This window comes from Microbacterium sp. NPDC089320 (genome assembly GCF_040684875.1).
Lineage (GTDB): Bacteria > Actinomycetota > Actinomycetes > Actinomycetales > Microbacteriaceae > Microbacterium.
The window spans coordinates 313,958-327,308 of sequence record NZ_JBFBGY010000001.1 but is presented as its reverse complement, the minus strand read 5'-3'; the positions used below and the strand labels follow the sequence as shown (position 1 = coordinate 327,308).

The following is a 13,351-nucleotide window of genomic DNA, read 5'->3' as shown; positions in this document are numbered from 1 at the left end:
TCCGGATACGGAGAAGGCCGCCCGTGAGGACGGCCTTCCGGTGTTACTTGTCGGGGTGACAGGATTTGAACCTGCGACCTCTTCGTCCCGAACGAAGCGCGCTACCAAGCTGCGCCACACCCCGTTTTGCAACCCTCCGAGTCTACAGTGAAATGCGCTCAGCACCGAATCGAGCCATCAACCGCGCGCCGTCAGGGTCAGAAGGGTGGCCTCGGGGCGGCACGCGAAGCGCACCGGCGCGTAGATCGAGTGTCCGCAGCCGGCGCTGACGTTGAGCGGCACGGTGCGGTCTCCCTGCGTCCAGGTGCTGAGACCCTTCGCCTGCTTCAGCGGGATGTCGCAGTTCGCGACGAGAGCGCCGACGCCGGGCAGGCAGACCTGGCCGCCGTGCGTGTGGCCGCCGAAGACGGCGTCGGCTCCGAGCTCGACGAGTCCGTTCAAGACACGCTGGTACGGCGCGTGGGTGACGCCGAGCGTCGATGTGTCAGGACTCCGAGGGCCGAGGGCGTCGATCGCATCCGGCAGATCGTCCAGGCGATCCCAGTCGCAGTGCGCGTCGCTCACGCCGAAGAGGTCCAGCGAGTTGCCCGCCACCGTGAGGCGCGCAGCGGTGTTGTTCAGGCTCGTCCAGCCGAGCTCGTCGGTGAAGTACGCGTCCATCGCATCGGTGTCGAGGAAGTCGAGCTCCCTCGGGCGTTGCGACGGGCCGGCGAAGTAACGGATCGGGTTGCGCGGTGACGGGCCGATCACGTCGTTGGAGCCGTGCACGAAGACACCGGGGATGCCGGCGAACGCGTCGAAGGCCCGCCTGATCCCCGTGAGGCCGTCCCGGTGTCCGAGATTGTCACCGGTGTTGACGATGAGGTCGGGCTTCAGCTGCGCGAGGGAGGCGAGCCAGTCCTGCTTGCGGTGCTGCCATGGCGCCATATGGGCGTCCGAGATGTGCAGCACGCGCACGGGTGCCGAGCCGGGGGCGAGAGCGGATGCGGTCGCCTCGCGGACCGTGAACAGGTAGCGCTCGATGCCGACGCCCCACACAGCGGCCGCGGCACCAGCGGCCCCCACCGCGCCGAGCGCGATGAGGGCCGGATGCGCCGAATGGCGAGACGTCACTTGCAGCTGACCTTGATGGAGGTGCTCTTCGTGGTCGGTGTGTTCGCGGCAGGGTCGGTGGAGGTGACCGACGCATTCTGGCCGTTGCACGACCCGTCGAAGTCGATCGACGAGAACCCTGCGCCGAAGAGTGCGCTCTGCGCCTCCGCCTTCGACTGCCCGCTGATGTCGGGCACCGTCGCTCCCTGGCCGTTGCTCGGCGAGATCGTGATGGTCGCGCTGTTCGGAGCCTGTCCGGACGGGTCCTGCGCCATCACCAGGTCTCCCTCGGGGCCGTCCACAGCGGGACCGACGACTGCGGTGAAGCCCGCAGCCTCGAGGAGAGACGTCGCCTCGCCGACGGACTTGCCCACGACGTCGGGAACGTTCGTCAGCACCTGACGCACCAGCTTGTCGTCGGGGCGGGGGAAGTCATCCGCGGGGTACACGGTGTCCGCGGCTCCCTGGATCGCCTTGGCGAGGCCGTAGCGGATGTCGCCCAGTCGGACGCCGTTGCCGTTGCGGAAGTCGTTCAGCGGCACGCGGCCGTCGACGTTCCCCACCCAGACCGCGGTGGTGACCTTGGTGCTCGACTCGACGAGCATCGTGTGCTCCTTCTCGGCGGTACCGGTCTTGCCGATCACCTGGGTGCCGTCGTTCGGGTTGGCCCTGGTTCCCGTGCCGTTGCCCTCCATGACGCCCCGCAGCGCGTAGGCGGCGGTCGCGGCCACCTCAGGGGTGAGCTGCTGGGAGCACTTCTGGGCGGGAGGAGTGATCTCGGCGCCGTCTTCGCCGACGACCCGGTCGATCACGCGCGGCTCGCAGTAGACGCCGTTGTTGGCGACTGTCGCATAGGCGCCGGCCATCTGCAGGGGCGCCACGCTCTTCGAGCCCAGCACCGTGGGGAACGGATCGTTCGGGGCGGTGTTGGCGGCGGTTCCGCCGACCGTGATGTCATCGCCGTTGCCGTAGTGGACGCCGAGTCGCTTCGCCACCTCGTTGATGTCGCACAGGTCGAGCTGCTGCGCCATCGCCAGGAATCCGGTGTTCAGGGACTGCGCGGTGAACTGGCGCACGCTGCCCACCGAACCGCCCGAGTTGCCGAAGTTGTTGATCTTGGCGCTGTTCGTCACCTTGTCGCCGCATCGGGTGAAGGGACTGAACGTCTTGAGACGGCCGTCGAGCACCTGGTTCACGGAGTGGCCGGATTCGAGCCAGCTCAGGAGGGTGAACAGCTTGTAGGTCGATCCCGTCTCGAAACCATACGTCGAACCGCCGTGCGCCTTGTCGGCCGCGAAGACCTGCGATGTCTCGCCCGCGGCCAGGTTCGCCTCGGTCGTCTCGTTGAAGACGGTGTTCTGCGCCATGGCGAGGACACGTCCCGTGGAGGCCTCGATCGAGACCCCGGTGCCGCCGACGAGGATTCCGGGCATCGCCTGCGGGACCTGCGCCTTCACAGCGTCGATCGCGGGCTGCTGGACGCGAAGGTCGAGGGAGGTGTAGATCTCCATGCCGCCGCGGCGCAGGTTCGAGCGACGCTCTTCCTCGGTGGCGCCGAAGGCCTCGTCGTTCTCGATGACCGCCTTGACGTACTGGCAGAAGTAGGCGTTGTCGCCGGCGGCCGCGCAGCCCTGCTGCGGCTCGCTCAGCGCGGGCGTGACAGGTGAGGCGACGGCCTCGTCGTGCGCGGCCTGCGTGATCTTCGCATCGGCCAGCATCCGGTCGAGGACGTAGTCTCTGCGGTCCTTCGTGTCCTTGTAGCCGTCGGCGTCGCCGTTGTGGGCCACGCCGGCGTCGTCGGTCCAGATTCCCTCCGGACGGTCGATGCGGAATCTGTTCGGTTCCTGCACCATGCCCGCGATGGTCGCCGCCTGCGCGAGCGAGAGGTTCGCGGCGCTGGTCGAGAAGTAGCGGTTCGCGGCGGCCTCGATGCCGTAGATCGTGCCGCCGAAGTTCGCGATGTTGAGGTAGCCGAGGAGGATCTCGTTCTTCGAGTAGTCCTTCTCGATCTTCAGCGCGTAGCGCATCTCCTGCAGCTTGCGCTCGACTCCTTCACCGCCGGTGGCCACGGCCGCGTCGAGGAAGCACTGCTCGATCTGCTGCGAGTAATCCTCGGCAGCCGGATCGACGTCCTGCTCGCACTCCTGCACCTGCACGTTCTTCACGTACTGCTGGGTGATGGTGGAGGCGCCACGGTCGGTCGTGCCCGCGACATTGCCGATCGCGGCCTTGACGGTCGCGCCGAGGTTGATGCCCCCGTGGGTGTAGAAGTTCTTGTCCTCGCTCGACAGGATCGCGTCGTACATCACGGGGGCGATCTGGTCGTAGGCGACCGGGATGCGCTTCTGCTCGTAGAACGATGCCAGCGCCACGGGGTTGCCGTCGAGACCGGTCGCATAGATCGTCGACTGCTGCATCGGTGCGCCGACCTGGAGGTTCTCCGGCAGCTCTTCGAAGATGGTGAGGGCCTGCGAGCCGGCGATGCCGGTCATGGCGAGGACCGGGGTGACGCTGGCCGCGACGAGGAGGCCGGCGACGGCACTGAGCCCGACGAGTCCGAGGACTCCGCCGAGCGCACCTTTCACCGTGCGATTCTTTTGAGGCATACGCTTGATCGTAGGGGAGTTCCCTGAATACCGCCTTTGACGCAGCCGCCGGCGCGGCTGCCGCCAGACAGGAGTGCCATGACCACCTGGGAGTATCTGACCACCCCGTTGCTGATCCACAACACCGCGGCGATCCTCAACAACTGGGGAAAGCAGGGGTGGGAGCTCGTGCAGGTCATCCAGGGCCCCGAGGGCGGGCTCGTCGCCTACTTCAAGCGCCCGGTCACGGCGGATGCCACGGGCAACGCCGGTCTCGCCGCCGCAGCCGAGGCGTCCCGCCAGTTCGAAGGAGGCGCGGCATGAGCGTTTCCGAGCGCCTGGCGGAGCTGGGCATCGAGCTCCCCGTCGTCGCGGCGCCCGTCGCGGCCTACGTCCCGGCCGTCGTGCACGCCGGCGTCGTGTACACATCCGGCCAGCTGCCGTTCTCGGCCGGAGTGCTCCCCGCGACCGGCAAGGTCGGCGCCGAGGTGTCGGCCGAGGATGCCGCCACGTACGCGCGGACCTGTGCGCTGAACGCCCTCGCGGCGGCGGCCGAGGCCGCCGGCGGCGTCGACAACATCGCCGGAGTGCTGCGCGTCGGCGGGTTCGTGGCATCCGTGCCCGAGTTCAGCGGTCAGCCTGGCGTGATCAACGGCGCGAGCGTGGTGCTCGGAGAGATCTTCGGCGACGCGGGGCGTCACGTCCGCGCAGCGGTCGGGGTGCCGGTGCTGCCGCTCGACAGCCCGGTCGAGGTCGAGGTCTCCTTCATCCTCGTCTGACCCGGTACATGCGGAACGCCCCCTCCCTGCCCGGGTGGGGGCGTTCTGCATGAGCGGGTGCTTCCGCCTCTACTTGACCTGCGCCGAGATGATGCTCATCACGGCGGTGTCGGCCAGCGTGGTGGTGTCTCCGACCTCGCGCCCTTCGGCCACGTCGCGCAGCAGGCGCCGCATGATCTTGCCCGAGCGCGTCTTCGGGAGCTCGCCCACGATGTACACGTCGCGGGGTCGCGCGATCGCGCCGATCTGCTCGCCGACCCACAGGCGAAGCTGCTGCGCGAGCCCGGCGGGATCGTGGGCCGAGAGGTAGCTCTCCTTGATGATCACGAAGGCGACGACGGCCTGACCGGTCGTCTCGTCTGCGGCGCCGACGACGGCGGCTTCGGCTGTCGCCTCGTGAGCGACGAGCGACGACTCGATCTCGGCCGTCGACAGGCGGTGACCCGAGACGTTCATCACGTCGTCGACGCGACCCAGCAGCCACAGGTCGCCGTCCTGGTCGAGTCGGGCGCCGTCGCCGGCGAAGTAGTAGCCCTGCTTCTCGAACTTCTCCCAGTACGTCTCGGTGAACCGCTCCGGGTCTCCCCAGATGCCTCGGAGCATGCTCGGCCACGGCTCCGTGACGACGAGAAGGCCGCCGTTGCCGTTGCCCACCTCCGCACCTGACTCGTCGACGACGTCGATCGAGATGCCGGGCAGCGGCACCTGAGCCGATCCCGGCTTGGTGGCCGTGACCCCGGGCAGCGCCGAGACCATGATCGCGCCGGTCTCGGTCTGCCACCACGTGTCGACGATCGGCGTCTTGCCTGCGCCGATCACGTCGCGGTACCAGATCCAGGCCTCGGGGTTGATCGGCTCACCCACCGAGCCGAGCAGGCGCAGCGACGACAGATCGAACTTGGCGGGCACACTGCGACCGGTCTTCATGAACGAGCGGATCGCGGTGGGCGCGGTGTAGAAGATCGAGACCTTGTACTTCTCGATGATCTCCCACCAGCGGCCGGGGTGCGGCGCGTCGGGGGTGCCCTCGTAGATCACCTGGGTCGCGCCGTTCGCCAGCGGGCCGTACGTGACGTAGGTGTGCCCGGTGATCCAGCCGATATCGGCGGTGCACCAGTACACGTCGGTCTCGGGATGCAGGTCGAACACGTTCTTGTGCGAGTAGGCCGCCTGAGTCAGATACCCGCCGGAGGTGTGCAGGATGCCCTTGGGCTTTCCCGTGGTTCCCGACGTGTAGAGGATGAACAGCGGGTTCTCCGCGGGGAAGGCCTCGGCGACGTGCTCGGGGGATGCGGCGGGGACGACGTCATGCCACCAGAGGTCTCGACCGTCTTCCCAGTCGACCTCGTTCTCGCCGCGCTTGACGACGAGCACGTGCTCGACGGTCTGCTGCTCCCCGTCGCCGCGGTCGGCGAGCGCCTGGTCGACGGCCGGCTTGAGCGCGGAGACGCGGCCCTTGCGGTACCCGCCGTCCGCGGTGATGACCAGCTTCGCTCCTGCGTCGTCGATCCGGGAGCGCAGGCTGTCGGCGCTGAACCCGCCGAACACGACGGAGTGGATCGCTCCGACTCGGGCGACGGCGAGCATCGATGCCACCGCCTCCGGGATCATCGGCAGGTAGATCGCGACACGGTCGCCGTGCCCGATTCCGAGCTCCTCGAGAACGTTGGCGACGCGCTTGACCTCCTCGGTCAGCTCGGCGTAGGTGATCGAGCGGGAATCGCCCGGCTCGCCCTCCCAGTGCAGCGCCACCCGATCCCCGTGGCCTGCCTCGACGTGACGGTCGAGGCAGTTGTATGCGACGTTGAGCTCGCCGTCGTCGAACCACTTCGCGAACGGCGGCGTGGACCAGTCGAGCACACGGGTGAACGGCTTGTGCCACTCCAGCAGCTCGCGGGACTGATCCGCCCAGAATGCCTCGCGGTCGGCTGCCGCACGCTCATACAGCTGCGGAGAGGAGACGGACTGGGCGACGAAGTCCTCGGACGGCGGGAACCGGCGGGTCTCATCGAGAAGGTGATCGATCTGGCTGCTCATCGGCAGGCGCTCCTTTGCGGCGTGGCAGGTCGTGCGGGCGTGAACGCGTCTGCGACGCGATCAGGTCATCGCGAATCTAGTCTCGGGCTCTGACATCGCATACTGTCGAAAGTAGGTAGTCCGACGGGTTTTGTCAGGACGGTCGCCTTGCGTAAGCTCGACGTCAGCCGAATTCTCATTCTGGCCTTGGCGTGCCCGATTCCCCCATGAGGGACGCCGTGGGCGGCATCTCATTCCCCCCGTGAGGTGCCGCCCTTCTCTGTCTCGGGAGCGCTCCCACCGGTGCCGGGGCAGCCGCGACCTGCTCTGCACCGGGAGTGAAGTCCAGACGTTGCTCACACGGCTCGTCACCGCGGCGGTGCGGCGCGCTCGCGCGTCCGGCGAGAGGCCTAACGTCGGCTCATGCCCGATCCCTTCGTCATCCAGCCGCGCGGTTCCTCGTCGTTCGTCGACGATGCGACCGCAGGTGGTCCGTCGTCGTCGGAGGTCGATCCTGCGTTCGGTCTCCTCGCCGAGCACTGCGCCGACGAGCAGGTCACCGACATCTTCGTCAACGGCGCGTCCGGGCTGTTCGTCGACCGAGGGCACGGTGCCGAGCCCGTGTCGGGGTGGAGCGCATCCGAACGGGAGGTACGCGACCTCGCGGTCGGTCTCGTCGGACTCGGCGGGCGACATCTCGACGACCAGGCTCCCTGCGTCGACGTCAGGCTCGACTCCGGCATCCGCGTCCACGCCGTGCTCTCGCCGATCTCGACGTCGGGAACGGCGCTCTCGATCCGCGTCCCCAGAGTGCGCGCCGCCGATCTCGAGGCCTTGCGGGCGCTGGGCGCCTTCGACGCCAGGCAGCACAGCTGGCTTCTCACGCTGGTCGCCGAGCGCGCCAACATCCTCATCACCGGTGGCACCGGCACGGGCAAGACGACGCTGCTGTCCGCGTTGCTGTCCGCCGCCCCGACCTCCGAGCGCATCGTCACGATCGAGGATGTCGCCGAACTGCGGCCGCGGCATCCGCACCATGTCGCGCTCGAGGCGCGACAGCCGAACCTCGAGGGCGTCGGCGGCATCAGCCTCGCTCGGCTGGTCCGCGAGTCGCTGCGCATGCGTCCCGACCGTCTGGTGGTCGGAGAATGCCGAGGCGAGGAGGTGAGAGAGCTGCTGACCGCGCTGAACACGGGGCACGACGGGGGAGCCGGCACTCTCCACGCGAGCGGTCTGAGCGATGTGCCCGCGCGGCTCGAAGCGCTCGGTGCCCTCGCATCGATGGATGCCGCCGCACTCGCGCGCCAGGCGGTGAGCGCCTTCACGATCGTGCTCCATCTCGACAGGGCACCGGGCGGACAGAGACGCATCGCGCAGGCAGGGCAGCTCGCGGTGGCCGGTGACCGACTGGGCATCGAAGAGGTCCGGCCGTGGTGAGAGCATGGCGTCGCACGATGGCCGAGACCGAGGGCGATGCGGCCACGTCGGTGCAGACGCTCGCCGTGCTCCTCCACGCCGGCGCGGTGCCCATGGTGGCGTGGCGGCACCTCGCTGCGATCGGCGACCGGACCGCTGCGTCCGTGGTGGACCGCGTCGACGGAGGCCTCCCGCTGATCGCGGCCATCGAAGCGGAGGGCGGCGCGTGGCGGGACCTCGCGGCCGCCTGGGAGATCGCGACGACCGTCGGCGCACCGCTGGCAGATGTGCTGCGGATGCTCGCCGAGACGCTGCGTGATGCGTCGTCTGCGGCCGATGACGTGCGCATCGCGCTCGCAGAGCCGGCCGGAACAGCCAGACTCCTGCTCCGGATGCCGCTCGCCGGCCTCTTTCTCGGCTTCGCACTCGGTTTCGACACCGTCGGGGTCATCGTCGGGACTCCCGCGGGTGCGGGGTGCGTGGTGGCCGGCCTCCTGCTCGTCGTCGCAGCGCGCGCGTGGACGGGGCGCATCCTCAGGCGCGCGCGCCCCGAGCCCGGAACACCGGGCATGCGGGCCGAGCTCGTCGCGGTCGCCCTGTCAGGAGGCGCGTCGATCCCGCGAGCGCTGCGCCTCGTCGCCGAGAGCTCGGCGTCGTCTCGCGGTGACGACGCGCGCATCGGCGTGGTTCTCGAGCTGTCGCGGTCTGCCGGGGTGCCGGCGGGCGAACTGCTTCGGGCCTCCGCCGGTCAGGAGCGACACGCGGCGCGCGTGGACGGTCGTCTTCGCGCAGCCAAGCTCTCGACGACGCTGCTCATCCCGCTCGGCGTCTGCACTCTTCCGGCCTTCCTGCTGCTCGGGGTCGCACCGCTTCTGCTGAGTGTGCTCTCCTCCACCCCGCTGCCGCTGTGACGGCCCAGCTCCACCGGATGCACGGCGTATCCGTCTCACAGAAAGAAGGAACACATGAACACCATCCCTCCACTCACCCGGCGCAGTGCCGCCGCCCTCTTCGGCGACGACAGCGGTGCAGCCACCGCCGAGTACGCCATCACGACGATGGCGGCTGTCGCCTTCGCGGGCCTTCTGGTCGTCATCATGAGGTCAGACGAGGTGCGCGGCATCCTCACAGACCTCGTGCGTCGGGCGCTCACGGTGTCGTGATGACTCCTGTCCGAGCGGACGAGCGCGGCTCCGTGACTGCGGAGCTCGCGCTGGCGCTTCCCGCAGTCGCGCTCGTTCTCCTTCTCGGGGCCGGTGCGATGGGCGCGGCCGCCCGTCAGGTCGCGCTTCAGGATGCGACCGCCGATGCCGCACGTCTGCTCAGCAGAGGGGAAGGCGAGGGAGCGGCCTCGCACGCGCTCTCAGCTGCCGTGCCCGGTGCGTCGATGTCGAGCAGCACCTCGGGCGATCTCATCTGCGTGTCCGCTCAGACTGCCGTCACGATCGGTGGGTTCGTGAGAGTCGGCGTACGCGCGTCGAGCTGCGCGCTCGCAGGGGGTCTCTGATGCGTCGAGCCGTGAAGGTCGAGTCCTGATGGCAGGGGCCGTGCTCGCTGCCGGCGTGCTGGTGGTCGCCAGCACTCTCTCCTTCGGCCTCGCCGCCGTCGGCGGGGCGGCCGTGACCGCACAGCGCGCCGCGGGAGCCGCCGACGCCGCGGCCCTCGCAGCGGCGGACGCCGCGAGCGGGGCGGTCGTGACCGAGGTCGACCCGTGCGCGCTCGCGGCGCGCGTCGCGGCGGCCTCCGGCGCGACGCTCACCGGGTGCGCCCTGGACGGCTCCGTGGCGACGGTGCAGGTCGAGGCGAAGTACGCTGGACTCGCTGCCGTCTCCCGAGCCCGTGCCGGGCCACCCGAGGGGATCTGACGGCGGCGCGAGGCACTTTCCCGCGAAAATGCAGGCGACCTCTGTGACCAACCCATCACGGCGGTGTGTATGGTGTGCTTCGAAGAAAGGATGCTCCCTTGGCTGAAGGCAAGAAGCTCGTCATCGTCGAGTCTCCGACGAAGATGCGGTCGATTCAGGGGTACCTCGGCGATGGCTATGAGGTGCTCAGCTCCGTCGGCCACATCCGCGACCTCGCAGACAAGAAGGACATCCCCGCCGCGGACAAGCAGGCATACGGGAAGTACTCGATCGACGTCGACAACGACTTCGATCCCTACTACGTCGTCTCCGATCGCAAGACCAAGACCGTCGCCGAGCTCAAGCGGGCGCTCAAGTCTGCGGACGAGCTTCTGCTCGCCACTGATGAGGACCGCGAGGGTGAGGCCATCGCCTGGCACCTGCTCGAGACGCTGAAGCCCAAGGTCCCCGTCAAGCGGATGGTGTTCCACGAGATCACCAAGGACGCGATTCAAGCGGCCATCGGCAACACCCGTGAGCTCGACACCGACCTGGTCGACGCGCAGGAGACCCGCCGCATCCTCGACCGGCTCTACGGCTGGGACGTCTCGCCCGTGCTCTGGTACAAGGTCAAGACCGGGCTGTCTGCCGGCCGTGTGCAGTCCGCCGCCACGAGGATGATCGTCGAGCGGGAGCGCGAGCGCATGGCGTTCGTATCCGCCGAGTACTGGGATGTCGAGGCGCTCGCGTCGTCGTCGTCCGCATTCAAGGTCCGGCTGGTTCGCGTCGACGGAGGTCAGCTCGCGCGAGGCACCGACTTCGACGACGAGGGCAAGCTCAAGCGGGCCGTCATCACTCTCGACGAGGCGAAGGCGTCGGCCCTCGCCCTCGCGATCGACGCCGCAGGAACCGGCACCGTCTCCAAGGTCGAGGCGAAGCCCGGCACCCGCAGTCCGTACGCCCCCTTCACGACCTCCACCATGCAGCAGGAGGCCGGACGAAAGCTCTCCATGAGTGCCAAGCAGGCGATGAGCGTCGCGCAGAGGCTCTACGAAAAGGGCTACATCACCTATATGCGAACCGACTCGGTGGCGCTGAGCACCCAGGCGGTGCAGGCGGCTCGCAGCCAGGCCGTCGCTCTCTACGGCGACAGCGCCGTGCCGCTGAAGCCCCGCGTCTACAAGTCGAAGAGCAAGAACGCCCAGGAGGCGCACGAGGCCATCCGCCCGTCGGGTGAGAACTTCCGCACCCCGAAGTCGGTCTCCTCCGAACTCGACCGCGAGGAGCACCGCCTCTACGACCTCATCTGGAAGCGCACCGTCGCCAGCCAGATGGCCGACGCGAAGTACGAGACCACCACCGTCACGCTCGCGGTCGATGCCGCCGGACAGAAGGCCGAGTTCACCGCGTCGGGCACCGTCTACACCTTCAAGGGCTTCCTCGAGGCGTACGAAGAGGGACGCGACGAGAAGCGCAACGACAAGGATGCCGACGAGAACCAGTCGCTCCCTGCGGTCGCCGTCGGCGATGACCTGCGGATCTCGGATGCCGAGGCCAAGGGCCACCGCACGACCCCGAAGCCGCGCTTCACCGAAGCGTCGCTGGTCAAGGCGCTCGAGGAGCACGGCATCGGCCGCCCCTCGACGTTCGCGAGCATCATCGGCACCGTCATCGACCGCGGCTATGCCACCAAGCGCGGCCAGGCTCTCGTGCCCACGTGGCTCGCCTTCAGCGTCGTGCGCCTGCTCGAGGAGCACTTCGCCGATCTCATCGACTACGACTTCACCGCCGCCCTCGAGGACGACCTCGATGCGATCGCCCGCGGCGAGCAGAAGCGCGTCGAATGGCTGCGTTCCTTCTATTACGGATCGGATTCGCACGTCGGTCTCCGCCAGACCGTCGACAACCTCGGAGAGATCGACGCGCGCGCGCTCAATTCCACGCCGATCACCGAGAACGCCACGCTGCGGTTCGGCAAGTACGGCCCCTATCTCGAGGTCGCGAACCCCGAGGCGCCGGACGAGAAGCCGCGCATCGTCAACGTCCCCGAAGACCTCGCGCCGGACGAGCTGACCGAGGCCAAGGCGCAGGAGCTCATCGACGCTCCGGTCGCGGGCGACCGGGTGCTCGGCACGAACCCCGACAACGGCAAGATCGTCGTCGTCAAGGACGGCCGATTCGGACCCTACGTCCAGGAGAACGACCCCGTCTCCGACGACGCCGCGGTCGACGAGGCCACCGGCGAGGTCGTCGAGGCGCCCAAGCCCAAGCGCGGCGCGAAGAAGGATGCCGCGCCCAAGCCCCGCACCGCCTCGCTGTTCCGGTCGATGTCGGTCGACACGATTGACCTCGACACGGCGCTGCAGCTCCTCAGTCTGCCGCGAGTCGTGGGAGCCGACCCGGAGAGCGGCGACGAGATCACCGCGCAGAATGGCCGGTTCGGTCCGTATCTGAAGAAGGGCACCGACTCGCGCTCGCTCGAGAGCGAGTCGCAGATCTTCGACGTGACCCTCGAGAAGGCCCTCGAGATCTATGCTCAGCCGAAGTACGGCGCCGGATCCCGCCGAGCATCCAGTGCGCTCGCCGAGTTCGAGGCCGATCCGGTGAGCGGCAAGCCGATCCGCATCCGCGACGGACGCTTCGGCGCCTACGTCACCGACGGCGAGACGAACGTCACGATCCCGCGGGGCCAGAAGGTCGAGGACATCACGTTTGAGACTGCGGTGCAGATGCTGGCAGACAAGCGAGCCAAGGGTCCTGCACCCAAGCGGGGCGCTGCCAAGAAGCCCGCTGCCAAGAAGCCCGCCGCGAAGAAGGCTCCGGCGAAGAAGCCTGCGGCGAAGAAGGCCCCGGCCAAGAAGGCGGCCGCGACCGATGCAGAGAAGGCTGCAGCTCGTTCTGCAGCAGCCAAGAAGGCCGCTGCGACCCGTGCCGCGAATGCCGCGAAGAAGGCCGGTTCGTGACGTCGGACTCCGGAGTCTGGATCACGCTCGAAGGCGGCGACGGATCGGGCAAGACCACGCAGTCGAACCTGCTCGGACAGTGGCTGACGGATGCGGGGCGAACGGTCCTGCGCACCCGCGAACCGGGAGGCTCGGAGGTCGGCCAGCTGATCCGCGACATCGTGCTGCACCACCGCGGCGACATCGCTCCGCGCGCGGAGGCGCTGCTCTATGCAGCCGATCGCGCGCACCACGTCGCGACCGTCGTCCGACCCGCGCTCGCCCGTGGCGAGGTCGTGCTGCAGGACCGCTACCTCGATTCCTCCGTCGCCTACCAGGGGGCGGGCCGCGTGTTGGATGGCGATGAGATCCGCGAGCTGTCGCTCTGGGCAGCCGAGGGGGCGCTCCCTGATCTCACGGTGCTGCTCGACCTCGATCCCGAGGCGGCGCGGGTGCGACTCGACTCGGACGACAAGCCCTTCGACCGGCTCGAGGCCGAGAAGACCGAATTCCACGCCCGAGTGCGCGATGCGTACCTCGCCTTGGCACACGCGGAGCCGGAGCGGTTCCTGGTGCTCGACGCCGCCGCGAGCCCCGAGCACATCGCCGGGCAGATCCGCGATCGGGTCTCGGCGCTCATCAGCTGATCCGGCGTCGCGGCGGGCGACATCGTCGCG

General features: G+C 68.7%; 12 protein-coding genes and 1 tRNA gene. 9 read left to right on the top strand and 4 right to left on the bottom strand.

From position 1 onward, the window contains the following. Positions 1–50 precede the first annotated feature (50 nt). The 3 genes from AB0N61_RS01665 to AB0N61_RS01655 all read right to left on the bottom strand — a co-directional run bounded on the left by AB0N61_RS01665 (position 51) and on the right by AB0N61_RS01655 (position 3,698). Positions 51–124, bottom strand: a tRNA-Pro gene (locus AB0N61_RS01665). Between the two features lie 53 nt (positions 125–177). After that, entirely contained in the window at positions 178–1,113 is a 936-nt protein-coding gene (locus AB0N61_RS01660) for a metallophosphoesterase (RefSeq protein WP_363361265.1), read from the bottom strand. After that, positions 1,110–3,698 carry a transglycosylase domain-containing protein gene (locus AB0N61_RS01655; protein WP_363361263.1) on the bottom strand — a complete coding sequence of 863 codons (2,589 nt, stop codon included), beginning with the start codon at positions 3,696–3,698 and terminating at the stop codon, positions 1,110–1,112. Before AB0N61_RS01655 ends, AB0N61_RS01660 begins: the two co-directional genes overlap by 4 nt. A 78-nt stretch (positions 3,699–3,776) precedes the next feature. On the opposite strand from AB0N61_RS01655, the gene AB0N61_RS01650 reads away from it, so the two are divergent. Further along, positions 3,777–4,001, top strand: coding sequence for a DUF4177 domain-containing protein (locus tag AB0N61_RS01650; RefSeq protein WP_167947967.1), 225 nt, complete (start codon positions 3,777–3,779; stop codon positions 3,999–4,001). Further along, entirely contained in the window at positions 3,998–4,456 is a 459-nt protein-coding gene (locus AB0N61_RS01645; RefSeq protein WP_363361262.1) for a RidA family protein, read from the top strand. Before AB0N61_RS01650 ends, AB0N61_RS01645 begins: the two co-directional genes overlap by 4 nt. Before the next feature lie 69 nt (positions 4,457–4,525). On the opposite strand, the gene acs is transcribed toward AB0N61_RS01645, so the two are convergent. Further along, complete coding sequence (acs, locus tag AB0N61_RS01640; RefSeq protein WP_363361260.1) at positions 4,526–6,493, bottom strand: acetate--CoA ligase; 1,968 nt, start codon at positions 6,491–6,493, stop codon at positions 4,526–4,528. Between the two features lie 402 nt (positions 6,494–6,895). Between acs and AB0N61_RS01635 the strand changes: the two genes are divergently transcribed. The 7 genes from AB0N61_RS01635 (at position 6,896) to tmk (ending at position 13,321) form a co-directional block, all read left to right on the top strand. Beyond that, positions 6,896–7,909, top strand: coding sequence for a TadA family conjugal transfer-associated ATPase (locus AB0N61_RS01635; RefSeq protein WP_363361258.1), 1,014 nt, complete (start codon positions 6,896–6,898; stop codon positions 7,907–7,909). A 17-nt stretch (positions 7,910–7,926) separates the two neighbouring features. Then, on the top strand, positions 7,927–8,799 hold the full coding sequence (locus AB0N61_RS01630) for a type II secretion system F family protein (RefSeq protein ID WP_363361256.1): 873 nt from the start codon (positions 7,927–7,929) through the stop codon (positions 8,797–8,799). Positions 8,800–8,853: 54 nt separating this feature from the next. Further along, complete coding sequence (locus AB0N61_RS01625; RefSeq protein WP_167947962.1) at positions 8,854–9,051, top strand: DUF4244 domain-containing protein; 198 nt, start codon at positions 8,854–8,856, stop codon at positions 9,049–9,051. Continuing rightward, positions 9,051–9,395, top strand: a complete 345-nt coding sequence (locus AB0N61_RS01620) for a TadE family type IV pilus minor pilin (protein WP_363361254.1) — start codon at positions 9,051–9,053, stop codon at positions 9,393–9,395. Before AB0N61_RS01625 ends, AB0N61_RS01620 begins: the two co-directional genes overlap by 1 nt. 28 nt (positions 9,396–9,423) lie before the next feature. Beyond that, complete coding sequence (locus tag AB0N61_RS01615; RefSeq protein ID WP_363361252.1) at positions 9,424–9,753, top strand: Rv3654c family TadE-like protein; 330 nt, start codon at positions 9,424–9,426, stop codon at positions 9,751–9,753. Positions 9,754–9,851: 98 nt separating this feature from the next. Further along, positions 9,852–12,695 (top strand): type I DNA topoisomerase, encoded by a 2,844-nt coding sequence (gene topA, locus AB0N61_RS01610; RefSeq protein ID WP_363361251.1) that lies wholly within the window; start codon positions 9,852–9,854, stop codon positions 12,693–12,695. Further along, positions 12,692–13,321, top strand: a complete 630-nt coding sequence (tmk, locus tag AB0N61_RS01605; protein ID WP_363361249.1) for a dTMP kinase — start codon at positions 12,692–12,694, stop codon at positions 13,319–13,321. The genes topA and tmk overlap by 4 nt, the downstream gene beginning before the upstream one ends. The last annotated feature ends 30 nt before the right edge of the window (positions 13,322–13,351 follow it).